This is a genomic window from Zobellella maritima, assembly GCF_003075035.1.
GTDB lineage: Bacteria > Pseudomonadota > Gammaproteobacteria > Enterobacterales > Aeromonadaceae > Oceanimonas > Oceanimonas maritima.
In genome coordinates, this window is the sequence record NZ_QCZE01000004.1 from 100,952 (window position 1) to 120,058 (window position 19,107).

16 protein-coding genes and 1 pseudogene are annotated in these 19,107 nt (G+C 56.6%); 3 read left to right on the forward strand and 14 right to left on the reverse strand.

The window, feature by feature from the left end; translation table 11 throughout:
• Window positions 1-2: 2 nt before the first annotated feature.
• The 10 genes and pseudogenes from DCS96_RS15750 to DCS96_RS15795 form a co-directional block, all read right to left on the reverse strand.
• A complete protein-coding gene (locus tag DCS96_RS15750; protein WP_116475357.1) occupies window positions 3-1,232 on the reverse strand; it encodes a VpsR-related response regulator in 1,230 nt (409 codons plus the stop codon).
• A gap of 266 nt (window positions 1,233-1,498) precedes the next feature.
• Complete coding sequence (locus DCS96_RS15755) at window positions 1,499-1,936, reverse strand: hypothetical protein (protein WP_116475358.1); 438 nt, start codon at window positions 1,934-1,936, stop codon at window positions 1,499-1,501.
• A gap of 12 nt (window positions 1,937-1,948) precedes the next feature.
• Complete coding sequence (locus tag DCS96_RS15760; RefSeq protein WP_116475359.1) at window positions 1,949-2,623, reverse strand: C39 family peptidase; 675 nt, start codon at window positions 2,621-2,623, stop codon at window positions 1,949-1,951.
• 1 nt (window position 2,624) lies between these two features.
• The gene (locus DCS96_RS15765; protein ID WP_116475360.1) at window positions 2,625-2,942 is read right to left on the reverse strand and encodes a hypothetical protein; all 318 of its coding nucleotides are present in this window, start codon (window positions 2,940-2,942) and stop codon (window positions 2,625-2,627) included.
• A 45-nt stretch (window positions 2,943-2,987) separates the two neighbouring features.
• Window positions 2,988-3,755 (reverse strand): hypothetical protein, encoded by a 768-nt coding sequence (locus tag DCS96_RS18990; RefSeq protein ID WP_116475361.1) that lies wholly within the window; start codon window positions 3,753-3,755, stop codon window positions 2,988-2,990.
• Window positions 3,756-4,247: 492 nt separating this feature from the next.
• Window positions 4,248-5,533, reverse strand: a pseudogene (locus tag DCS96_RS15775) (mechanosensitive ion channel family protein).
• A 75-nt stretch (window positions 5,534-5,608) separates the two neighbouring features.
• Complete coding sequence (locus DCS96_RS15780) at window positions 5,609-6,298, reverse strand: glutathione S-transferase family protein (protein WP_116475362.1); 690 nt, start codon at window positions 6,296-6,298, stop codon at window positions 5,609-5,611.
• Window positions 6,299-6,415: 117 nt separating this feature from the next.
• The gene (locus DCS96_RS15785) at window positions 6,416-7,687 is read right to left on the reverse strand and encodes an amidohydrolase (protein WP_116475363.1); all 1,272 of its coding nucleotides are present in this window, start codon (window positions 7,685-7,687) and stop codon (window positions 6,416-6,418) included.
• Window positions 7,688-7,696: 9 nt separating this feature from the next.
• Complete coding sequence (locus tag DCS96_RS15790; RefSeq protein ID WP_116475364.1) at window positions 7,697-9,154, reverse strand: sodium:solute symporter family protein; 1,458 nt, start codon at window positions 9,152-9,154, stop codon at window positions 7,697-7,699.
• Window positions 9,147-9,353 carry a hypothetical protein gene (locus DCS96_RS15795; RefSeq protein ID WP_116475365.1) on the reverse strand — a complete coding sequence of 69 codons (207 nt, stop codon included), beginning with the start codon at window positions 9,351-9,353 and terminating at the stop codon, window positions 9,147-9,149. Before DCS96_RS15795 ends, DCS96_RS15790 begins: the two co-directional genes overlap by 8 nt.
• A 159-nt stretch (window positions 9,354-9,512) precedes the next feature.
• Here DCS96_RS15795 and DCS96_RS15800 point away from each other — a divergent pair, with 159 nt between their 5' ends.
• Complete coding sequence (locus tag DCS96_RS15800; protein ID WP_116475366.1) at window positions 9,513-10,424, forward strand: LysR family transcriptional regulator; 912 nt, start codon at window positions 9,513-9,515, stop codon at window positions 10,422-10,424.
• Window positions 10,425-10,528: 104 nt separating this feature from the next.
• On the forward strand, window positions 10,529-11,992 hold the full coding sequence (locus DCS96_RS15805; RefSeq protein ID WP_116475424.1) for a DUF3360 family protein: 1,464 nt from the start codon (window positions 10,529-10,531) through the stop codon (window positions 11,990-11,992).
• A gap of 140 nt (window positions 11,993-12,132) precedes the next feature.
• Here DCS96_RS15805 and DCS96_RS18995 read toward each other — a convergent pair whose 3' ends face one another.
• Together DCS96_RS18995 and sbcD are read right to left on the reverse strand one after the other, a co-directional pair.
• On the reverse strand, window positions 12,133-15,543 hold the full coding sequence (locus DCS96_RS18995) for an AAA family ATPase (RefSeq protein ID WP_116475367.1): 3,411 nt from the start codon (window positions 15,541-15,543) through the stop codon (window positions 12,133-12,135).
• Window positions 15,540-16,751, reverse strand: coding sequence for an exonuclease subunit SbcD (gene sbcD, locus DCS96_RS15815; RefSeq protein ID WP_116475368.1), 1,212 nt, complete (start codon window positions 16,749-16,751; stop codon window positions 15,540-15,542). The genes DCS96_RS18995 and sbcD overlap by 4 nt, the downstream gene beginning before the upstream one ends.
• 125 nt (window positions 16,752-16,876) lie before the next feature.
• Here sbcD and DCS96_RS15820 point away from each other — a divergent pair, with 125 nt between their 5' ends.
• Entirely contained in the window at window positions 16,877-17,776 is a 900-nt protein-coding gene (locus tag DCS96_RS15820; RefSeq protein WP_116475369.1) for a DMT family transporter, read from the forward strand.
• Window positions 17,777-17,792: 16 nt separating this feature from the next.
• On the opposite strand, the gene DCS96_RS15825 is transcribed toward DCS96_RS15820, so the two are convergent.
• Both DCS96_RS15825 and DCS96_RS15830 read right to left on the reverse strand, forming a co-directional pair.
• A complete protein-coding gene (locus DCS96_RS15825; protein WP_116475370.1) occupies window positions 17,793-18,413 on the reverse strand; it encodes a glutathione S-transferase family protein in 621 nt (206 codons plus the stop codon).
• A 122-nt stretch (window positions 18,414-18,535) separates the two neighbouring features.
• Entirely contained in the window at window positions 18,536-19,072 is a 537-nt protein-coding gene (locus tag DCS96_RS15830) for a MarR family winged helix-turn-helix transcriptional regulator (RefSeq protein WP_232818299.1), read from the reverse strand.
• Window positions 19,073-19,107: the final 35 nt, after the last annotated feature.

Consider the following 19,107-nt stretch of genomic DNA (forward strand, 5'->3'; position numbering starts at 1 on the left):
CATTATCTCCTGATCCCATATCTTGCTATTAGACGATGTAACGACGCCCTGGAAATGCAAAGTAACTCGGCCGCCCTTCCCGGGCGGCCCGACACCAGGTCAAGCACTCTTTTTATTGCGAGGGCGTCCGCCTCTTCCCTTGCCTTGCGCAGACTTAAATTACTGCACTCGGGTATCAAGTCGTCATTCAATTCCATTGCTTCTGCATTTAAATATTCTGTTTCGCAGCGAGACAAACCAGATATAACTTTCTCAATAAGCTCGGTTACATTCCCAGGCCAATGATATTTATCTATGGCACATTCGGCGTCATTAGAAAAACCCAACACCTGTTTACCTTGAGAACGACTTATTTTATAGAGATAGTATTTAGCCAAGATCAGTTTATCTCGCCCCCTTTCTCTCAACGGAGGAACCTCAATCCAGCACCGTCTTAACAATGACGTAAATTCAGGAATAAAAAAACAAACATTATCCAATTCATTAGAACTGACACCGCAACCAAAAACCAATTTCAAGTTCTCATCAAGCACACGATTGGAAATATGAGATTGTATGGAACCTGGAATCTGCTCAACACCATTAATATACAAACAAACAGGCTGTCTTGAACATTGTGAGGTTATGGATTCAAAATGAGAAATATAGGCACCCGGCTCGATGCGATTGGCATCAAGCTCTATAAATTCAAGACCTCTCAACTCTGAAAAATTTTTAGCAAGCAGGCGTTTTCCAGTTCCCTGCTCACCAGAAAGCGTCAAATATTTCCTTTTGTGACTCTGGAGAGATACTAATACACTCTGAAATCTTTCATGACGACCTATCACCTCGCCTTTTTGAAACGAAAGGCTTAACTTATTCTTAAGCCTGGTCATGCCATAGGCCCGACCTATGGTGATAAACAGTCTGTCTTCTGATACTGGAGTAGTATGATAGTCATAACAATGCATAGCGATAAAAAGCTGCCATTCGCTTTTTAGCAGTTGGCGTTGAGAAAGCACCGCAATCCAGGACACACCATTGTAGTTGTCTAACCAACGCGCCAGCCTAAAGCTCGGCTTTTCCGACTCGCTGCAGTCAATAATACCTACCGATGTTTCTGAGTTATTCAAATACAGACTGGCGGTTTCCAGGCTGGAATGTCGGACCAGGGACCAATCCAGGTATTGACTATTCCATACTCGCAATCCCGAGTATGGCTGGAGGACCAGGAGCTCCCTTTCCAAGGCCATTTTTTACCACCATAACCATCATCCAATGATGCTATTACTATAGGCCAGAATAGTATAGCAAGGAGTACATGGTAATAAATTACTTACAACCATTTGAAAAAATAAGAAAAAATATCACGGTGTCGATTAAGGTTAAAGTCTGCGACAGCAAGGGAAGTAAACCCGGCGGATAGCTATGTCAATCAACCGGGTTTAAGTGAGTCCAATAACCAAGGTTGCTTTTATGTATGGCATATCAAGCTCAACTTGTGAGTAAATCAACAAAATCAATAACCCGCCGAACGAAGCCGGGTAGAGATGTCTTGTTGTATTTTCACAGCATCCAAGGCTTTGGGTGTAACTATATCAATTTCCAACCTGACATCGGTCCTCAGGCCATTGGCTGAGTTCTCCAATACATAACCAACTTTTCCGTTCCCATTCAACGGGGTAATTTTTAGACCCTCGGGAAGACCATTGATGGCAGGCAGTACCAGCCGGTTATTGGCTATATTGAACACATCACTAAAGAAAACTCTGTCACCATTAACTAAAGCCTCCATTCTCAATCCTATTGAATAATTAATCCCAGGAAGATAAAAGCCCCCTCGCTGTTGTTCCAGCATGCTCTCCGACAAGGTAGGCGCGTTATCAAGCGAAACGTCATAACTTTTCGAAAAGGCCATAGCAGGAATCAGTAACGCAGATACTATCAGCCATTTCATCACTATCACCTCTCAGTAATCATATTCTGATGGTAACATCAAGTCCGTTAAATGTGGCAGCCGCTGCATAATCGCCATTCTCGAGGGTGCGTTTGGTGCCGAGTGCTCCCAATCTTCTTCTTGATTAAAACTGGCTTTTGCAAGCTCGGTATTATCCCTTATAAATAGAAAAATGCCATTACTGCTCTTGTCGAAGCTCTCTCCATCCATGATATGCAGCCCTAATGAAGGATCGCCTATCAACACCTTGTCGTCCCTCAACCCCTTCACCACCACAAAGTGGTTATAGCCATTGTAGTTAACCAAGGCTATGGCTGGCAGTCCCAAGTTGCCAATATCTTCCCTCTCTAACTTGTACCCGTCTGATTTCAAGCCTCTTCTTGCCAAAAAGCTTTTCATATCGAGCATCGAGAAACCTTGTTTTTCTATTTTATCTTTATTCCCAAACTTAAACATCTCCTCGAATACTGTTGCTTCTGTTAATGGCATGCCGTAATGGTGAGTAAGCAAGGAGGCCAAAGCAGCAGAGCCACAACTGAAGTCATACTGCTGCTTAACAACCTCCCCAAACTTTATTTCACCAAAACTCTTGACCGGCACCCTCAGGTGCCCCCCTCCAGCACCTGGCAAGTTTAATGCAAAACTTACCGCTGGAAAAAAAATTATCATTAATAGTAATTTCTTCATGTCACTTAGCCGATATCAGGTTGACGGAGGCGCTCATATTGGTAAGATTGTTATTACCAGAGCTCATGTTAACCATGATAATCCCATGCGATCCAGACAAGGCACCCGCTGATATATTATTACCACCGGTAATGGAATTAACCACTCCATTGCCTGCTACTATGCCTCCCTGAGCCGTTTCATTATCCTGATCACTAAACTGGGCCATACCTCTACTTTCGCCAAGCAGTGTATTATCGGCAACCGGAAGCATATCCAGCTCCTGGCCGGCAAAGATGGAAGAACTCAAAAAAGCCGATAACAATATCATCCTTTTCATATCTCCTCCAGGCAATCAACCGGCCCCAGAGGGCCGGCTTGAAGGTTAAAAATGAATGTTAGAGTTCACATTAACACTTTGTTGACCCATTGCACTCTGCCCGGAAATGGCCTGTTGGGTGTTAATACCATGCGTGGCTGCACTATTACCCAAGGTGTTATCCCCGGACTTGATCAGGGATACAGACAAGACGTTGACTGAGGAGTGTGCCGTGGCTGTCTGATCAAGATCCTGATCGGGTACCAGCGACGCCTGGCCCAACCCGGCACCGACACCGATTCCCGCACCAAGGCCAACACCCACACCGTCCCCATCGCTAGGGTCAATACCATAGCCCAGGAAGCCCAAGCCGTCACCGCCTTCGCCATTACCAAGACCCACGCCAACACCCAAACCAAGGCCAAGCCCAGCACCGACATTCACGCCTTTCTGATAAGCATCTGCATAGTTTCCGCTATATGCCCCGGAATAGGCATCTACATCTGACTTGGACTTGGTGTCTCCGGTATGTCCATATTGGTAGGTAGTATTGTATTGCTGGGTAACCTTAATATCCTTGTGGATCTTAAAGAAAGATTTGTAGTCTATATCCGTTTTCCAAATGTATTTTTCCACATCAATGTCAATCACGACACTGTCATCAACGGCCTGATTACCATCGTCATTTCTATTTGTACCGCCATCCTTATTATGATGCCAGTCTGCACCTTTATTCCAATCCTTCTCCCCACCGGGGGTGGATGCGACAGCACTAAATGAAGCACCGACAGTTAATGCAATCAAAGCTGCCAATGTTTTCTTTTGAATAGACATAGTAAAGTCCCTCTTTCCTTTATTACGTGTCTAGTTATTCCGCCATCCTTGTATCCTGGGCGAATTCAGGGTTTTCCTATCTAACCCTGTGTTAAAGGTTAGTGGAGCCAAATAAAACGAGATGTATCAAATATGATTTTTAACAAACCATTTGGGTATATAATCTTACCAATCAACAAATTGAATGAATGAGCTGTCTTATTCTTGAGACGATAACCAACCGAATAACACCGAAAGACCTATTCATGATGAGATCTGATTTATATATTCCCTCTCGAACATTAAGAGTAAGCCATTGATAAACATAACAATCATTAAAACGGCTTCATCTCTATTTTTTGATTGGTGTTATATGGAGCCAGACGGTGATTCGGCGGCTGGCCAGGGAGTAGATAATTATCACGATACAGGTTGAGGAACTTTTTATAGGTTCCGATTTCGGTACCGAATTCGCAATTGAAAAAGGGCCGGAACAGCGGCCCTTACCTGTGCTTACCCCACTTCTCGGATACCTGCCTGATGGGATGCCAGACCTTGGGAATGAGCCAGGGTACGCATATCATAGCCGGTAGGCGCCTGATGCATCCGCAGCCCGAACTCAGGCAGGACGGCGAATACATGGTCAAACAGATCCGCCTGTATGCCTTCACCAATACCACCCAACTGGTGGTATTGGTGAAGGCGTAGATCTCAAGTGGGACGCCCTGGGCGCCCGACTCCAGCTGCCGCACCATCAGCGTCATCTGTTGGTGAATGCTGGGGTGGGCCTTGAGGTAGGCGGCCAGATAGGCGCGTAAGGTGCCCAGATTGGTAAGCCTACGACCATTGACCAGGGAGGATAAGTCCGCCCTGGACTGGCTGTTGTAGCGGCTGACCTCCGATACTTTTTCACTCAGGTAGGGAGCCAGTAGCTGCGCCTTGTGCAATCGCTGTACATCCTCTTCGGTCAGAAAACGTACACTGCTGGTATCCAGCAGCAGGCTGCGCTTGATGCGCCGGCCACCGGACTCACTCATGCCCCGCCAGTTCTTGAAGGAATCGGAGATCAGCGCATAGGTGGGAATGGTGGTAATAGTATTGTCCCAGTTGCGTACCTTGACCGTGGTTAGGCCGATGTCGATCACCTCACCATCTGCGCCATACCTGGACATTTCCAGCCAGTCGCCCACCGACAACATATCGTTGGCCGACAGCTGGATCCCGGCCACCAGCCCGAGGATAGGATCTTTAAATACCAACATCAGCACCGCCGTCATGGCACCCAGCCCACTCAGCAGGATAAGCGGCGACTTGCCGATCAGGACGGAGATAATCAGCAGGCCGATGAAGATTGCCGACACCAGTTTCAGACCCTGAAAAATCCCCCGCAGCGGAAAGTTACGCATGGTTGTTTGCTGCTGAAAGATGTCCAGCAATGCATCGAGCAACGAAAAGAACGACAGCAGACCATAGAGCAATATCCACAGCTGAGTCGCCGTCTGGATAATGGGGAGCGACATCGCCTCGCTGCTCAACCAGAGTCCGGCCTGGATATGGATGATGATACCCTGCAAGGTCAGCGCCAGACGGTTAAACAGCTTGCGTTCAAAAAATGCCTGTCGCCATACCTGACGGGCACTCCTGGCTCGGCTGCCCACCCACCTCAGTACCACCCGGTGCAAAACCAAGTGGATAGCCACCGAGAAAATCAGGATCAGCGTCAATACTGCACAGGTATATGCCAGGGCTGAATATTCGGGGATGTGGGTATCCAGCCATGGCATGATCAGCCCTTTCAGGTTCTTTACCTCTTCCATCTTGTTTTCCCTGTCAGCAAACACAGACTGTCATGCTAAAGGCTATAGGAACGGCTATCAATCAACGGGAGAGGACTCGGGCCCATAACAATAGGGCCCACCAGCCGCCAGCGCCTTTTGGTAAGCCGGCCTGGCCTGCAAACTATCAACATAAGACTTTAGCCTCGGGTAGCTGTCGGCCGCATTGGCCCGGGCCATGGCCACCTCCAGGGGAAAACTCATCTGGATATCGGCGGCACTGAAGGCAGGACCCGCAAACCATTCATGGCAGGCCAGGTGATCGGCAACGAAATCCAGGTGGCTATACAGCTGGTTATCCAGAAAACGCCGGTTTACCTGTGCCACCAGCCTGTTAACGATCAACCGGACGAAAAATGGCATGGGTGCCGCCTGTATTTGATCGAAGATATACCTGACCAGCAGCGGCGGCATCAGGGAGCCTTCGGCGTAGTGCAGCCAGTACACATAGTCCCGGTAGGCCGGCGTCCCCGCTGCCGGAAGCAGGGATTCCCGGCCATAATTCTGGGCCAGGTAGTCAATGATGGCGCCGGATTCGGCCATGGTGACGTTGCCGTCGGTAAGTACCGGTGCCTTGCCCAGAGGATGCACCCTCTTCAGGCTGGCAGGTGCCAGCTGAGTATCAGCATCCCGCCGATAACGGACTATCTCATAGGGCAGCCCCAGCTCTTCCAGCATCCACAGGATCCGCTGGGAGCGGGAGTTGTCCAGATGGTGCACTGTGATCATACAGGCCTCTTTCTTTTACAGGTGACCCTTGATACTGGCACAGAACACCACTTTCATCCTCCATGGAAGACAGGCCCAAAATAGGCGCCTGACATCAGCGGACCGAGCAGGCCGTAGTTAGCCTTTCAGGAACGCCAACGCACCGGTTACCATGGCTGCCATGCCGGTGATCAACGAGGGCTGGCGATCCGGTGCATAGTAGGGAGAGTGAGGCATGGGCAGCTGCAGCATGCGCTCGGCGACTTTGTCCCCTGTGGTGGTTTGCCAGCTTTCCGGGGCCGCGGCACCGATAAACCAGTAGGCATAGGGGATATCCTCTCCGCCAAAGCCACCGGCGGCGGCGTTGCCGAAATAGGGGAAGTCCTCGCTGCCACCCAGGCGCTTCATCTCGAAGATCTGCTCGGCGCCGAAAAAATCCCCATGAGCCTGCTGCAGCCGTGCTACCGTGGCCGCGTCGTTGTTCAGCGTGATGGTCTCGGTCAGCACCCGGTATTCCGCCGGCCTGGGGGAGCGTCCGGCCTGACACTCGGCGTCGATGATGCGCTTGATCGCCCCGATCACCCTGGCATGGGTCGTATCGTTGAAACTGCGCACATTGATTTCCAGCTCGGCACTGTGCGGGATCACATTGCCCTGGGTACCCGCCCGCAACTTGCCCACCGTCACCACCACATGTTCGCTCGGCTCCACTTCGCGGGAAACGATGGCCTGCAGCCGGACCACCGCATGAGCGGCAATCACCACGGGATCCACGGTCTGGGCCGGCATGGAGCCATGACCACCGTCCCCGTGTATGGTCACCCCCAGAGTGGTCGCGGCGGACATGGCCTGACCAGGCAGGTGGCCGACCATGCCGGCCAATGCCGGCATATTGTGCTGTCCCAGGATCACGTCGGGCCGGGCAAAACGCTCATACAGGCCGTCGGCCAGCATGGCCTGGGCGCCGCCGAAAATCTCCTCCGCCGGCTGGTGTACTATCATCAGGGTGCCTTGCCAGTGCTCCCGCAGGGCATGGAGCACGGCGGCCGCACCGGTCAGGCAGCTGGCGTGCAGATCATGACCGCAGGCATGCATCAGCGGCACACCCGCGCTTGAGTGCCGGCAACTGGCGTAGTCCAGCCCGGTCTGCTCGCGGATGGGTAGGGCGTCCATGTCGCCCCGCAGCATCACGCAGGGCCCCTCGCCGTTGCGGAGCAGGCCGACCACGCCGGTCTTGCCGATGCCCGTGGCCACTTCAAAGCCGCTCTTTTGCAGTTGCTCGGCCAGCTTGCGGCTGGTTTCGAATTCCTCGAAGGGCAGCTCCGGGTGCTGGTGGATATCCTTGTAGAGCCGCTCGATACCGGCATAAACCTGATCGATGGAGCTCGAAATCAACGCATTGATATTCATACTGTTACCTTATGCTTTGGAGGCGATGATCGAGGCCTTGTTGTTAAGCAGCAGTTGCCAGAGGGTCACCACCAGCAGGTTCAGGGCAATGCCCCAGAATCCCGGATGGAAGCCGAGCGGCGAAGACAGATAAAACTGATAGAGCAGGGTCAAGGCCCCCCCCAGGGCGGCGCCGGCGACCACGGAGCCCTTGCGCAGGCTCGGCATAAAGAGGGCGCCGAGCACCATGGGCATCAACTGCAGGATCAATCCGAAGGCACCCAGCAGCACGGCCACCAGCGAGGCGGGACTATAGAGGGCGAACAGATACCCCAGCAGGGACACCACCAGCACGCTGATTTGGATGGCCCGCACCACTGTGCCTTCCGAGGCATTGCGCAGCACGGAAATACAGAGGATATCGCGGACCACTATGGTCGCGGCAGTATGCGCCAGGTTGGCCCCGGTGGACATGGCGGCCGCCAGCGCACCGGACAGCATCAGGCCGGTGACCCAGGGGGAAAGATCAAGCACCTCCATCACCAGTTTCAGCAGCACCTCGTCGGGCTTGGCCAGGGGCGCGTCGGCAAAGGCCAGTATGCCGGCGAAACCGATCAGCAATAACGGTACCAACAGATAGGCGAACAGCGGGTAGAAGACGCTCACCTTGCGCAGGGTATAGGTGCTGTCGGCCGAGTAAAACTTCATGAACAGATGAGGCCACATGGCGCCACCAAAGGCGCTCACCAGGATAGCGGTACTGAAGGCGCCCCAGCCCATGACGCCGGTGGCGCCCGGCATCACCAGGTATTCCGGCATCTGCAGCTGGAGCTGCTCAAACATGGGGCCGACGCCGCCAAACAGGCTGTCGGTCACCGTCCAGCCGAGGAACCAGGCGATGCCCACCATCATCACCCCCTGCATCAGGTTGGTCCAGCCGATACCCCCGAGCCCACTGCAGTAGACGTAGACGGCCACCACCAGAAAGGCTGCCAGCGCGCCCAGCCAGAAAGGCACCAGACCGCCGGTCGCGGCCTGAAACAACAGGCCGGCACCGGCAATCTGAATGGCCAGATAGGGAATAAAGGCCACCACACTGACAATACCGGCGAAAGCCCCCAGGCTCTTGCTGTTGTAATGATGGGCAATCATGTCGGCCTGGGTCAGATAGCCGTGCCGCTTGCCCAGTTCACGTACCCGGGGTCCCATGATCCAGATGATGATGGGGATCAGGCTCAGGTAGGCCAGGATATAGAGGGCGGGAGCCCCGTGCTTGTAGGCCCAGCCGGGTGCACCGAGGAAGGCGAATGCCGAAAATATTTCCGCCCCCAGGATGAAAAACAGGATCACCACTCCCACGTGACGGCCACCGGCCACGTATTCCTCCAGGCTGGAGCCGGTGCCCTTGGTGCGGGCCCGTAGCCCGACCCATAACACCAGTACCAGATAAGTCAGGGTGATCCCGGTAACGATAATCGAATCAGACATCTTGCTTGCCTCCATGCACCTTGATAAAGGCCGCCAGCAAGCCGGCAAACAGCAGGAACATCCACAGGATGTACCAGAAGAATAAAAATGGCAGGCCCAGCACAGTGGGTTCGTAACGGTTGGCGATCAGGGCGCCTGGCCAGATCATGGCCAGGGTGCAGAGCACAAAATGCAGCCCTATCCAGTAGTTGCTTCGCATACGGCATCTCCTTTGCAATGTGATTTCTTACCATCCAGTCAGGACAGTTGACATTTCAAAAGATAGCGGCGAAAGAGAGATACAGAAAATATCAAATAAATATACAAGCCATGCTTTTAAGGTATGCTTTACGGAGCGACATAAGAGGATAAGAAACCAATGGACTTTCGCCAGTTACGTTATTTTGTCGCCATAGTGGAAGAAGGCTCCATTTCTGCGGCCAGCCGCAGGGTGCATATCGCCCAGCCGGCCTTGACCCGTCAAATCCACGCCCTGGAAGCCGATTTGGGGGTCAGCCTGTTCGACCGCGGTGCCAGGGGCATTCGTCTTACGGTGACCGGCAAGGCCCTGTACGAAGAGGCAAAACAGCTGCTGGAAGACAGGGAGAGGGTCATCGCCCGTATCGCCTCCCTCGGCCAGGGAGTCACCGGCAAGGTGACCGTAGGGGTAACCGTGGCCCATCTGTGGGTACCGGAAATAAAGCAGGTGCTGTCCGGTTTTCGGGAACGCTATCCCCGGGTGGCCTTGGAGGTTTTTCCGCTGTTGTCCGGCCCCCAAAGCGAAAAACTGAAAGACGGCTCCATCGACGCCGGCTTTCTCTATATAGACGATAACAGCCCGGACTATTTAAGGGCCCGGATGTTTCACAAGGACAACCTGGTGCTGGCCGTGCCCGAGTGCTCCCCCCTGGTCGGCGCGCCGCCCGATAAAGTCGCGCATCTGAGCCAGTATAATTTTGTCTGGGGGCCGCGCAGCTCGTCGCCCGTGTATTACGACCGCATGCTTGCCTATATGCACCAGCTGGGTTTCTATCCCAAGGTAGTCCAGATAGGCGCGGATAATGTCACCATCCTCAGCCTGGTGGCCGCAGGCCTGGGCATATCCATCGTCCCCGGAGACTGCAAATGGATATCGCCGCCCGGCGTCAGTTTTATCGACATGCCCGAGCTGGCGTTATGCGACATGTCGGTGTCCTTTGCCTGGAACACCAACAACCACTCACCCGCCTTGCAGAACTTTATCAATACCGTGCTCGACGGCAGCCACATACCGACACCGGACAATTGTTAAATTAATGTTCTAATACTTATGTCCAATACCACAAGTACGTAACACGCCACATACTGAGGCTCTGATATGACACCAGCACGATGACCATCATCAAGGAGATTACCGTGTCAGATGCCAACACCCAAAGCTATCGCTCCCAGCGTCGGCCACGCCGCGACTTCGACAGCCGTGCCGCCTACCTGGAACATGAGCTCTCTATCATGTCCCCCAAACGCTGGCGGCTGAACCTTCCCTTCAAGGACTACAGCTTCGAGCTGGAAGATTTGGTGCCGGCCCTGGCGGCCACCATCGGCAAGATAGTCATGGTAGCCGCCGTGGTTGCCGCCTTCGCCGGTCCCCTGGGACTGTCCGATGCCTTCGTGGTGGAAAACGTCCGCTTCGAAATGCTGATCGCCGCCCTGCTGTTCGTGATCCTGTTCTCGGGGCTGATCAATCCCACCGCCAACCTGGCCGGTACTCATGGCCCCATGATCCCGCTCATCCCCCTGATCGTCGCCTCCGGTGGCCACCCTCTGGCACTGGGGCTGCTGGTCGGTTTGTTTGGTTTACTGCTCAGTATCAGCAAGGGCGGCAGCAAGCTGATGGCACTGACCAGCGACGGCGTACGCGGCGGTCTGCTGATTTACCTGGGTGCTGTGGGACTGCTCAGCCAAATCAAGGCGCTCACCTCCTGGGCCAATGGTCTGGACATGGGCTACATTGCCTTTGCGGTGATCCTGAGCACCATCATTATGTATGCACTGCTGGCGCGGCTGGAAATGCGCTGGTTGTCGATCCCGCTCGGCTCAGGCATCGCCTTCCTGATCGCCATCGCCCTGGGGGCACCGTTCGAGTTCGTCACCGAGCCCGGCGTGCCGCACCTTTCTCCTTCCTACTGGTGGGGTGAAAACACCGGCTGGCAGATGGGCTGGCCCGAGCTGCATCACTTCATCAGCGTGGCACCTTTCGCGGTGCTGGCAGTGGCCATGTGGTCACCTGACTTCATGGGGCACCGGGTGTTCCAGGAACTGAACTACCCGAAAAAAGCCGACAAGGTGCTGATGAACGTGGATGACACCATGAGCATTGCCTCGGTCCGCCAGGCGGTGGGCAGCCTGCTGGGTGGCGGCAACCTCACTTCTTCCTGGGGCACCTACATGATCCCCGCCGCCATCGCCAAGCGCCCCATCCCCGCCGGCGCCATACTGACCGGCATCATGTGCATCATTGCCGCCCTCTGGGGTTACCCCATGGATCTGGCGGTATGGGCACCGGTATTGCGGGTAGCGCTGATCGTGGGGGTTTTCATGCCGCTGTTGGAAGCCGGCATGCAGATGACCCGCAACACCACCAGCAGTCAGTCTGCCGGCATAGTGGTGTTCGCCTCCGCCTTCGTCAATCCGGTCTTCGGCTGGTCCATGACCATGCTGCTCGACAACCTGGGGCTGATCGGCGACAAGGAACGCGGCAAAAAGCTGCGCCGGATGGACCGCTGGGTGATCCCGGGCATTACCTTTGTCATCCTGCTCGGCATCATGGCCGCCGTGGGCATGCTGCCGGGGATTCCGGCACTGATCACTGCAGAATAATAAGCGCCGTAGTACTGAAAAGCCGGAGCTCAAGCTCCGGCTTTTTTGTTGTTATCTCCTGGCCCTGGCTTTTGGCCACCAGTCCTTCAAGCGATCGCAATGCCAAGCAGGCGACAATAATTTGTGACCAAAAGACAGCCTCACACTTTACCGCTGACCGCAAATTCCGGCGCCAGCCGGCTCAGGCCCAGTCCCTGACTCTTGCTCAGCTTGATTTGCACCGGTACCCGCTCTTTCAGCGCCTCGATATGACTGATCACCCCTATCATCTTGCCGCTGGCGTTTAGCGCATCCAGCGCATCCAGCGCCACTTCCAGGGTTTCCGCATCCAGGGTGCCAAAACCCTCATCCAGAAACAGCGAGTCGATACGGGTCTTGCTGCTCACCAGATCCGACAGCGCCAGAGCCAGTGCCAGACTGACCAGGAAGCTCTCACCGCCGGACAAGGTCTGGGTGTCGCGCGCCACGTCCGCCTGCCAGGTGTCGATCACCGCCAGTTCCAGCTCGCCACCGGCCTTGCGCGCCAGCCGGTAACGGCCATGCAGCCGTATCAGATGCTGATTGGCCAGCAGCACTAGGTGCTCCAGCGTCAGCCCCTGGGCGAAGCGTCGATACTTGGCGCCGTCGGCCGAGCCGATAAGGTGATTCAGCTGCTCCCAGAGCTGCAATTGCTGCCGCTGCGCCACTATATCGGCAAACAACGCCTGTTGCTGCTCCCTTTGCTGTCGATCCCGCGCCAACCGCTCCCCTAGCCCGCCCAGGCGCTGCAGCAGGCCGCTTTCCGCCTGTTGCAGCTGTGCTACCCGCTCCTCCAGCACCGGCAGGGGATCCGGCTGCTGTTCGCCCAACTGCTGCCACTCCTGCTCCACCCGCTCAAGCAGGGTCCTGGCACGCTCGAAACCCTGCTGCAACTGCCGGAGACGAGCTTCCAGCTGCTCCCGCTGTTCATCACTCAGCAGCGCCGCCATAAAGGCCGCCTCATCGGCAAAGCCGCTTTGGGCCAGTGCCTGTTGCCATTGCCGCTGCCGATCGCCGAGCTCGGTATCCAGCTCTGCCAGCTGCTGGCGTTCCCGTTCCAGCACCGCACCCTGGCGCTGCTGTTCATCGTTCAGTGTTTGCAGTCGCGCACCGGTTTCATCCAACGCTTTCTGAAGATTGGATGCGGCCACCGGCTCGCCTTCGGGCTTCCCCAGCGCCTGCCAGCCCTGTTGCCAATGCCGGTACTGGCGCTCCGCCTCGGCCAGGCCGGTAGCCAGTTGCTGACGCCGTTGCTCCAGCTGCCGTTGCTGTTGTTGCTGCTGCTGCCAGTGGTGCCATTGCTGTTCGGTGTGCTGTAGCCAAAGGTGCCAGTCGTCTGGCCGGCCCCGGCCCTGCTCACCCAGGGCGGTCATCAGTTTCTGCTCCAGCTCCGCAACCTGTTGCCGGGCAACCTGCAGCTCGTTATCCAACTGCTGCCGCTCACGCTGCAGGTTTTGCTGCTGCAGCTCCAGCAGCTGTTGCTGATGCGTACACTCACCAACCTGATTACTGGCCGCCTGCCTTGCCTGCTCCACCCCGTTAAGCACGGTTTTGGCCGCCTCCAGCCGTTCGCTTTGCTGCTCCAGCCGGGCCAGCTGTTGCCGGCGCTCACTCAGTTGCTCTACCCAGTCGGATCCCGACAATATCAGCGATTGCAGGGTCTCGTTTTGCCGTCTCATCTGCTGCTCAATGGCCCCGGTCAGACTTTGTACTCGCTGCCGGGTTTGCTCCTGTGCCGACTTGCGCTCCCCCTGCAGACCACTCAGCCGCTGGCCCTGCTGCTCCATGACCTCCAGTTCGGTCTGCTTTTGGGCCAGCGCCTCGGCGGTACTGTCATCCAGCGCCTGATAGGCTTCGATGGCCGGGTGAGATTCGCTGCCACAGAGGGGGCAGGCCTGTCCGGGCTGCAACTGTTCCCTGTGCTGTTCAAGAGAACGGATCAACTTTTCCTGCTCCAGCAACCGGGCTTTGTCATGCACCTGCTCCTTAAGCTGACGATACCGCTCGCGGACTTGCGCCAGCTGTTGTTCGCCCTGTATCCACTCGGTCTCAAGCCGGACCAGCTTTTGCTGCTCCTGCTGCAACTCGTTCTGCTGATCCTGTAACCAGTCGGCTCCCTGTTGCAGGGCTTGCCAGGCGGGCAGCTCACGACGCAGCTGCTGCAGCCGGGCCTTCATCGTGGCTTCGGTGTCATTTCCCAGCAGCTGCTCCAACGCCTGCTGTTGTTGCCGGTATTGCTGCTCCGCCTGCTTTCGGGCCTGCTCCGACTCCCCCAGTTGTTGTGTTAGTCGCCGGATCTCGGCCCCGGTCTGTTGTTGCTGCTTGTCATTGCTCTGCAGCCGCTCCTGCAGCCCCTTCCCCTGTTGCTGTAACCGGGCCAGCTGCTCCACGGTGGCGCGCCAGCCCGCCAGTTGCTCGCCCAGCTGTTCACCTGCCGGGTTGGCGACCATGGCCCGAGCCAGTCGTTGCTGCTCCTGCTCAAGCTCTTGGTCCTGCGCCAACAAGGCCTGGTGATGCTGACGCGCAAGCGACACGCCTTGCCAACTGCACTGGTTACGCTCCGTCGCCAAGGTACTCAGGGTGCTCTGACGGCTCTCCAGCTGGGCGGTCAGTATTTTAAAACGCGCTTCGCTTTGCTGCACTTGCTGCCAGACGGGCTTCAACCGAGATGCAGGCCCAGCGGCATCCAGCCGCGTCTGTAGGGGGGCGGCCTGCGCCAGCGCCGTTTCTGCCTGTTGCCGTTCCTGCCGGGCGCCGGCCAACTGCTGTTCGCACCGATCCCATGCCTGCCGGCGCTGCCATGCCGCCCGGGCCTGCCGCAGTTCTTGCTGTCGCGCCGTCAGCTCCTGCCCTAATCCGATTTCTTCTTCTACTATCTGCCGACGTTCTTCTTCACTCAGCAACGTCACCCCTTCCGCCCTGGCCTCACGCTGTGCCAGTTCCGCCTTGCGCTCCCGGGTCTGTTCGAACACCTGCCTTGATATCTGGGCGTAGATATCGGTGCCGGTCAGCTCTTCCAGCAGCTCGGCCCGTTCATTGGCATTGGCGTGCAGGAAGGCAGCAAAACCGCCCTGGGCCAGCAACATGGATTTGGTAAAACGGCCAAAATCCAGCCCGCTCAAGGCTTCGGTCAGCTTCAGCTTGTCGCCGACTTTCTCGGCCAGAATGGTCCCGTCCAGCCGGGCCAGCTCCACCCTCGGCGCCTGCAGCTTGCCGTCGACCTTGTCTCGGGCCCGGCGCTGACTCCAGAAGGCGCGGTAGCCTTCGCCCTTGACTTCGAACTCCACCTCCGCCAGGCAGTCGGCGGTATGGCGGGTCATCAGCTCGTTGCCGGCGGCCGACACCGTCTTGATGCGTGGCGTTTCGTGATAGAGCGCCAGACAGATGGCATCGAGCAGGGTGGTCTTGCCGGCGCCGGTGGGGCCGGTAATGGCGAACAGGCCGTTGTCCCGGAAGGGGGTGCCGGTAAAGTCGATTTTCCACTCCCCTTTCAGGGAGTTCAGGTTTTTCAGGCGCAGGCTGAGGATCTTCATGCATCTTCCTCCATCTGCACCAGCAGCTGATGATAGAGCGTGTTCAATGCTTGCTGCCGTTCCGCCTCCAGGGGTTCGGACGCCAGCCGTTGCTCGAATACCTCCACCGGTGTCAGCTCGCTCAGGGTCAGGCCCCGCTCTGCCGTCAGCCCGTCCCCGCTCCGGGTTTGCTGCCGGCGCACCAGCAGGATGTCCAGCGGCAAACCCTCGGCCAGCTGCTGCACCCTGGGTTGCAGATCGCTCAGATAATCATCACCGGTCACAGTGACTTCCAGCCACACCGGCACTGCGCTGTTGTCCGATACCTTCTTCATCTCTGCCGCCAGCTCGTCCAGATTACCCCGCAATCGCGCCAGCGGTTGAAAGGTCGGTACCGGCAAGGGTGTCACCGTCCGCAATCCCTCACCGTTCGCCTCGACCAGCAGCACCTCTTTCTGCTGCCCAACCTCATCGAAGCTCAGTGCGATGGGCGAACCGCAGTAACGAATGTGGTCATGACCGCCCACCTTCTGCGGCCGGTGGATATGACCCAGGGCAATATAATCGGCCGGGGGAAAGGCGCTGGCGGGAAAGGCCTCCAGGGTGCCGATATAGATTTCCCGTACCGAGTCGCTGCTGCTGGCCCCCACAGTGGTAAGGTGTCCGGTGGCAACAATGGGCAACGGCAGCCCCAGCTGCCGGCGCTGTTGTTCCGCCCGCTCGAACAGTTGTTGATAATGGCTGGCAATGGCCTGTTGCAGGGCCTGCTGCTTGTCGGCAGCGCTTTGTCCGGCTTCGCTGGCCATCACCTCACGCGCCCGAATGAAGGGCACGGCACACAATACCGCACCTGGCCGGCCGTTTTTGTCCGACAGCACCAGCACCTGATGATCCATGTGGTCCTGCAGGCCCGGTATCACCTGTACATTCAGGCATCCCAACAGGCTGCGGGATTCATTCAACATGGCCACCGAGTCATGATTCCCGCCCAGTATCACCAGCTGGGCACCGGTTTGCTGCAGCTCGACAATAAAGCCGTTATAAAGCTCGCGCGCATAGCTGGGCGGTGTACCGGTATCGAATACGTCTCCCGCCACCAGCACCACATCCACCCCATGGGCCATCACCTGCCCGACCAGCCAATGCAGGAAGGCCTTGTGTTCATCGAAACGGGTTTTGCCCATGAAGTGCTGGCCCAGATGCCAGTCGGAGGTGTGCAGTATGCGCATGGTGACTCTTGTTGATGACGGCGGTGCCCGCTATTAAACCCGCTAAGCCGATGGCTGGCAAATCTCCCTTGGCGGCGTGATAAAACTTGCTAGACTGAGCCTTTCCCGCTGATTTGTCGTGATACATGCCCTTTTCATATGATTACCTTGCCCTGGCCGCCGCTGCCTGCTGGGCGGTGGCCAGCCTGCTGTCGGCCAATGCTGCCCGCCACCTGGGGGCCTTCGCCTTTTCCCGCTGGCGCATGTTCTGCGTCAGCCTGATGCTCTGGCTGGCTGCCCTGGTAACCGGCGGTTGGGCGACACTCACCCCTGATTCCATAACGATTATGGCGATTTCTGGGCTGATCGGCATTTTTATCGGCGATACCGCGCTGTTTGCCGCCATGAACCGGCTCGGCCCCCGCCGGGCCGGTGTGCTGTTTGCCACCCATGCGCTGTTTTCCGCCCTGCTGGCTTATCTTATTTTCGATGAGATAATTGCAGGTTGGACTCTGTTCGGCTGTTTCCTGCTGGTCGGCGGGGTAATGACCGCCATCTTCATGGGTAAGCGCAGCAACGAGACCCACGCCTGGGAACAGGACAGCGGCAGCACCTGGCCGGGCATCGGCCTGGGGCTGTTGTCGGCCCTGTGTCAGTCGGTGGCGACCCTGATGGTCAAACCCACCATGGAGGGTTCGGTGGATCCGGTATCCGCCTCCGCCGTCCGCATGACGGTGGCTTTTCTCGCCCACCTGATACTACTTTGGTGCGGGCTCTCGCTCGCCAAACCCCTGCGCCGCATCAACTGGCCGGTGTTCTGCATGGTGGCGTTGAATGCCTTTCTGGCGATGGGGGTAGGCATGACCCTGATATTGCTGGCCCTCCGTTACGGAGAAGTGGGCATGGTCGCCATGCTCAGTTCGGTCAGCCCGGTACTGGTGCTGCCGTTACTCTGGCTGGTGATGAAGCGACGACCCGCCAATGGCGCCTGGCTGGGAGCCCTGGCAACCGTGATTGGCACAGCCATGATAGTGTCACGGCACTAAGGGGTATTTCGCTTCCCTAAAACTGCAGACCCTCTTCCTCCAGCGCCCGGCGCACCCCGGGATCTTCTTTCATGTCCTGGAAATGCCGCGCCAAATGGGGATAGGGCTCCAGTCCATTGGGCATCACCAGGGTCGCCCAGAACGCCATGGTAAAGCCGTAGGCGTCGATAATGCTTTTGTGCTCGTCCATATAGTAGGTGCGACTGGCCAGGTGGTTGTCCATCCGCTTCAACAGCCGGTCTACCCGTTCGGGCACGGCGGCCTTGATGGCATCCTGAGCCGCATAGCTGCGATCCCTGGTGTATTTTCTCGGGGCGAAATAGGGCACAAAGGCCCCGAACACGTCCGAGCAGAAGAAACTCAGCCAGTAATCACACTGGTATTGCAACACCGGATCCGTTCCAGGGCCCAGAAACTCCCCTTCGGGCAGCCGCGCCAGATAACGCAGGATGGCCGTGGTCTGGTAAAGCGCCCCCATATCCTCGGTGATCAGCACTGGCACCGCTGCCATGTAATTGATTTTAAGAAACTCCGGATCCCGGGTATTGGCCTTTTCCAGTTCGTAGGGCTGCCCCAGCCAGGCCAGCACTATATGAGGGGCCAGCGAGCTGGAGCCGGACTTGTAATAAAGCTTCATTGCCTGACCTCCTTGGGGAAAAGGCCGCCATGATGTCATGGGCAAGTCCGTAAAACAGGCAGCCTGTTTTTAGTATCAGCAGGAAAGGGGGAAAAGGCGACCCATAGAGGAGCCGGCGGCGCTCATTCTTCGACCAGCAACAACATTTTTTTAAGCAGGGCAGAAAGCTGCTCTTGCTCTTCACCGCTCAAGGCCCCGGCCAGCTCGGCTTCTGCCGCCAGATGAAACCTGACCGCTTCTTCCACCACCTTGAATCCGTCTTCGGTGAGGGTGACAATCACCCCACGCCTGTCATGATCAGCCTGGGCCCGGGTAACCAGGCCGCGACTTTCCAGGCGGTTGATACGGTTGGTAAGTGCACCGGATGAAATCAATACCATGGCCTGCAGCTGGTTGGGTGACAGCTGAAAATAGGGAGGGTGGCGCCTGAGTGCAGCCAGCACATCAAACTCGCCCACGTTCAGATCATAACGGGCCAGGTCCAGCAACACCCGACGGGTGATAAAATACTCCATCCGCACCAGACGACCGATGACTTCCGTACTTTTAAAATCCAGATCCGGGCGGGCGCGCTTCCACAGGGTAACGATACGATCGATCTGATCCATTACCTGCGGGCTATCCGGCCGCTCATTCAGCGCCTTGCTGTTGTCATTCATTGGTATTGTTTGCTCCGTACTGCTGGCAACAACTT

What these genes read in the sequence shown, in the direction of transcription:
- DCS96_RS18995 (WP_116475367.1), bottom strand. Translation starts at nt 15,543, where the DNA reads ATGAAGATCCTCAGCCTGCGCCTGAAAAACCTGAACTCCCTGAAAGGG.
- DCS96_RS15830 (WP_232818299.1), bottom strand. Translation starts at nt 19,072, where the DNA reads ATGAATGACAACAGCAAGGCGCTGAATGAGCGGCCGGATAGCCCGCAG.
- DCS96_RS15780 (WP_116475362.1), bottom strand. Translation starts at nt 6,298, where the DNA reads ATGATCACAGTGCACCATCTGGACAACTCCCGCTCCCAGCGGATCCTG.
- DCS96_RS15755 (WP_116475358.1), bottom strand. Translation starts at nt 1,936, where the DNA reads ATGAAATGGCTGATAGTATCTGCGTTACTGATTCCTGCTATGGCCTTT.
- DCS96_RS15765 (WP_116475360.1), bottom strand. Translation starts at nt 2,942, where the DNA reads ATGAAAAGGATGATATTGTTATCGGCTTTTTTGAGTTCTTCCATCTTT.
- DCS96_RS15785 (WP_116475363.1), bottom strand. Translation starts at nt 7,687, where the DNA reads ATGAATATCAATGCGTTGATTTCGAGCTCCATCGATCAGGTTTATGCC.
- DCS96_RS15790 (WP_116475364.1), bottom strand. Translation starts at nt 9,154, where the DNA reads ATGTCTGATTCGATTATCGTTACCGGGATCACCCTGACTTATCTGGTA.
- sbcD (WP_116475368.1), bottom strand. Translation starts at nt 16,751, where the DNA reads ATGCGCATACTGCACACCTCCGACTGGCATCTGGGCCAGCACTTCATG.
- DCS96_RS15825 (WP_116475370.1), bottom strand. Translation starts at nt 18,413, where the DNA reads ATGAAGCTTTATTACAAGTCCGGCTCCAGCTCGCTGGCCCCTCATATA.
- DCS96_RS18990 (WP_116475361.1), bottom strand. Translation starts at nt 3,755, where the DNA reads ATGTCTATTCAAAAGAAAACATTGGCAGCTTTGATTGCATTAACTGTC.
- DCS96_RS15750 (WP_116475357.1), bottom strand. Translation starts at nt 1,232, where the DNA reads ATGGCCTTGGAAAGGGAGCTCCTGGTCCTCCAGCCATACTCGGGATTG.
- DCS96_RS15820 (WP_116475369.1), top strand. Translation starts at nt 16,877, where the DNA reads ATGCCCTTTTCATATGATTACCTTGCCCTGGCCGCCGCTGCCTGCTGG.
- DCS96_RS15795 (WP_116475365.1), bottom strand. Translation starts at nt 9,353, where the DNA reads ATGCGAAGCAACTACTGGATAGGGCTGCATTTTGTGCTCTGCACCCTG.
- DCS96_RS15760 (WP_116475359.1), bottom strand. Translation starts at nt 2,623, where the DNA reads ATGAAGAAATTACTATTAATGATAATTTTTTTTCCAGCGGTAAGTTTT.
- DCS96_RS15800 (WP_116475366.1), top strand. Translation starts at nt 9,513, where the DNA reads ATGGACTTTCGCCAGTTACGTTATTTTGTCGCCATAGTGGAAGAAGGC.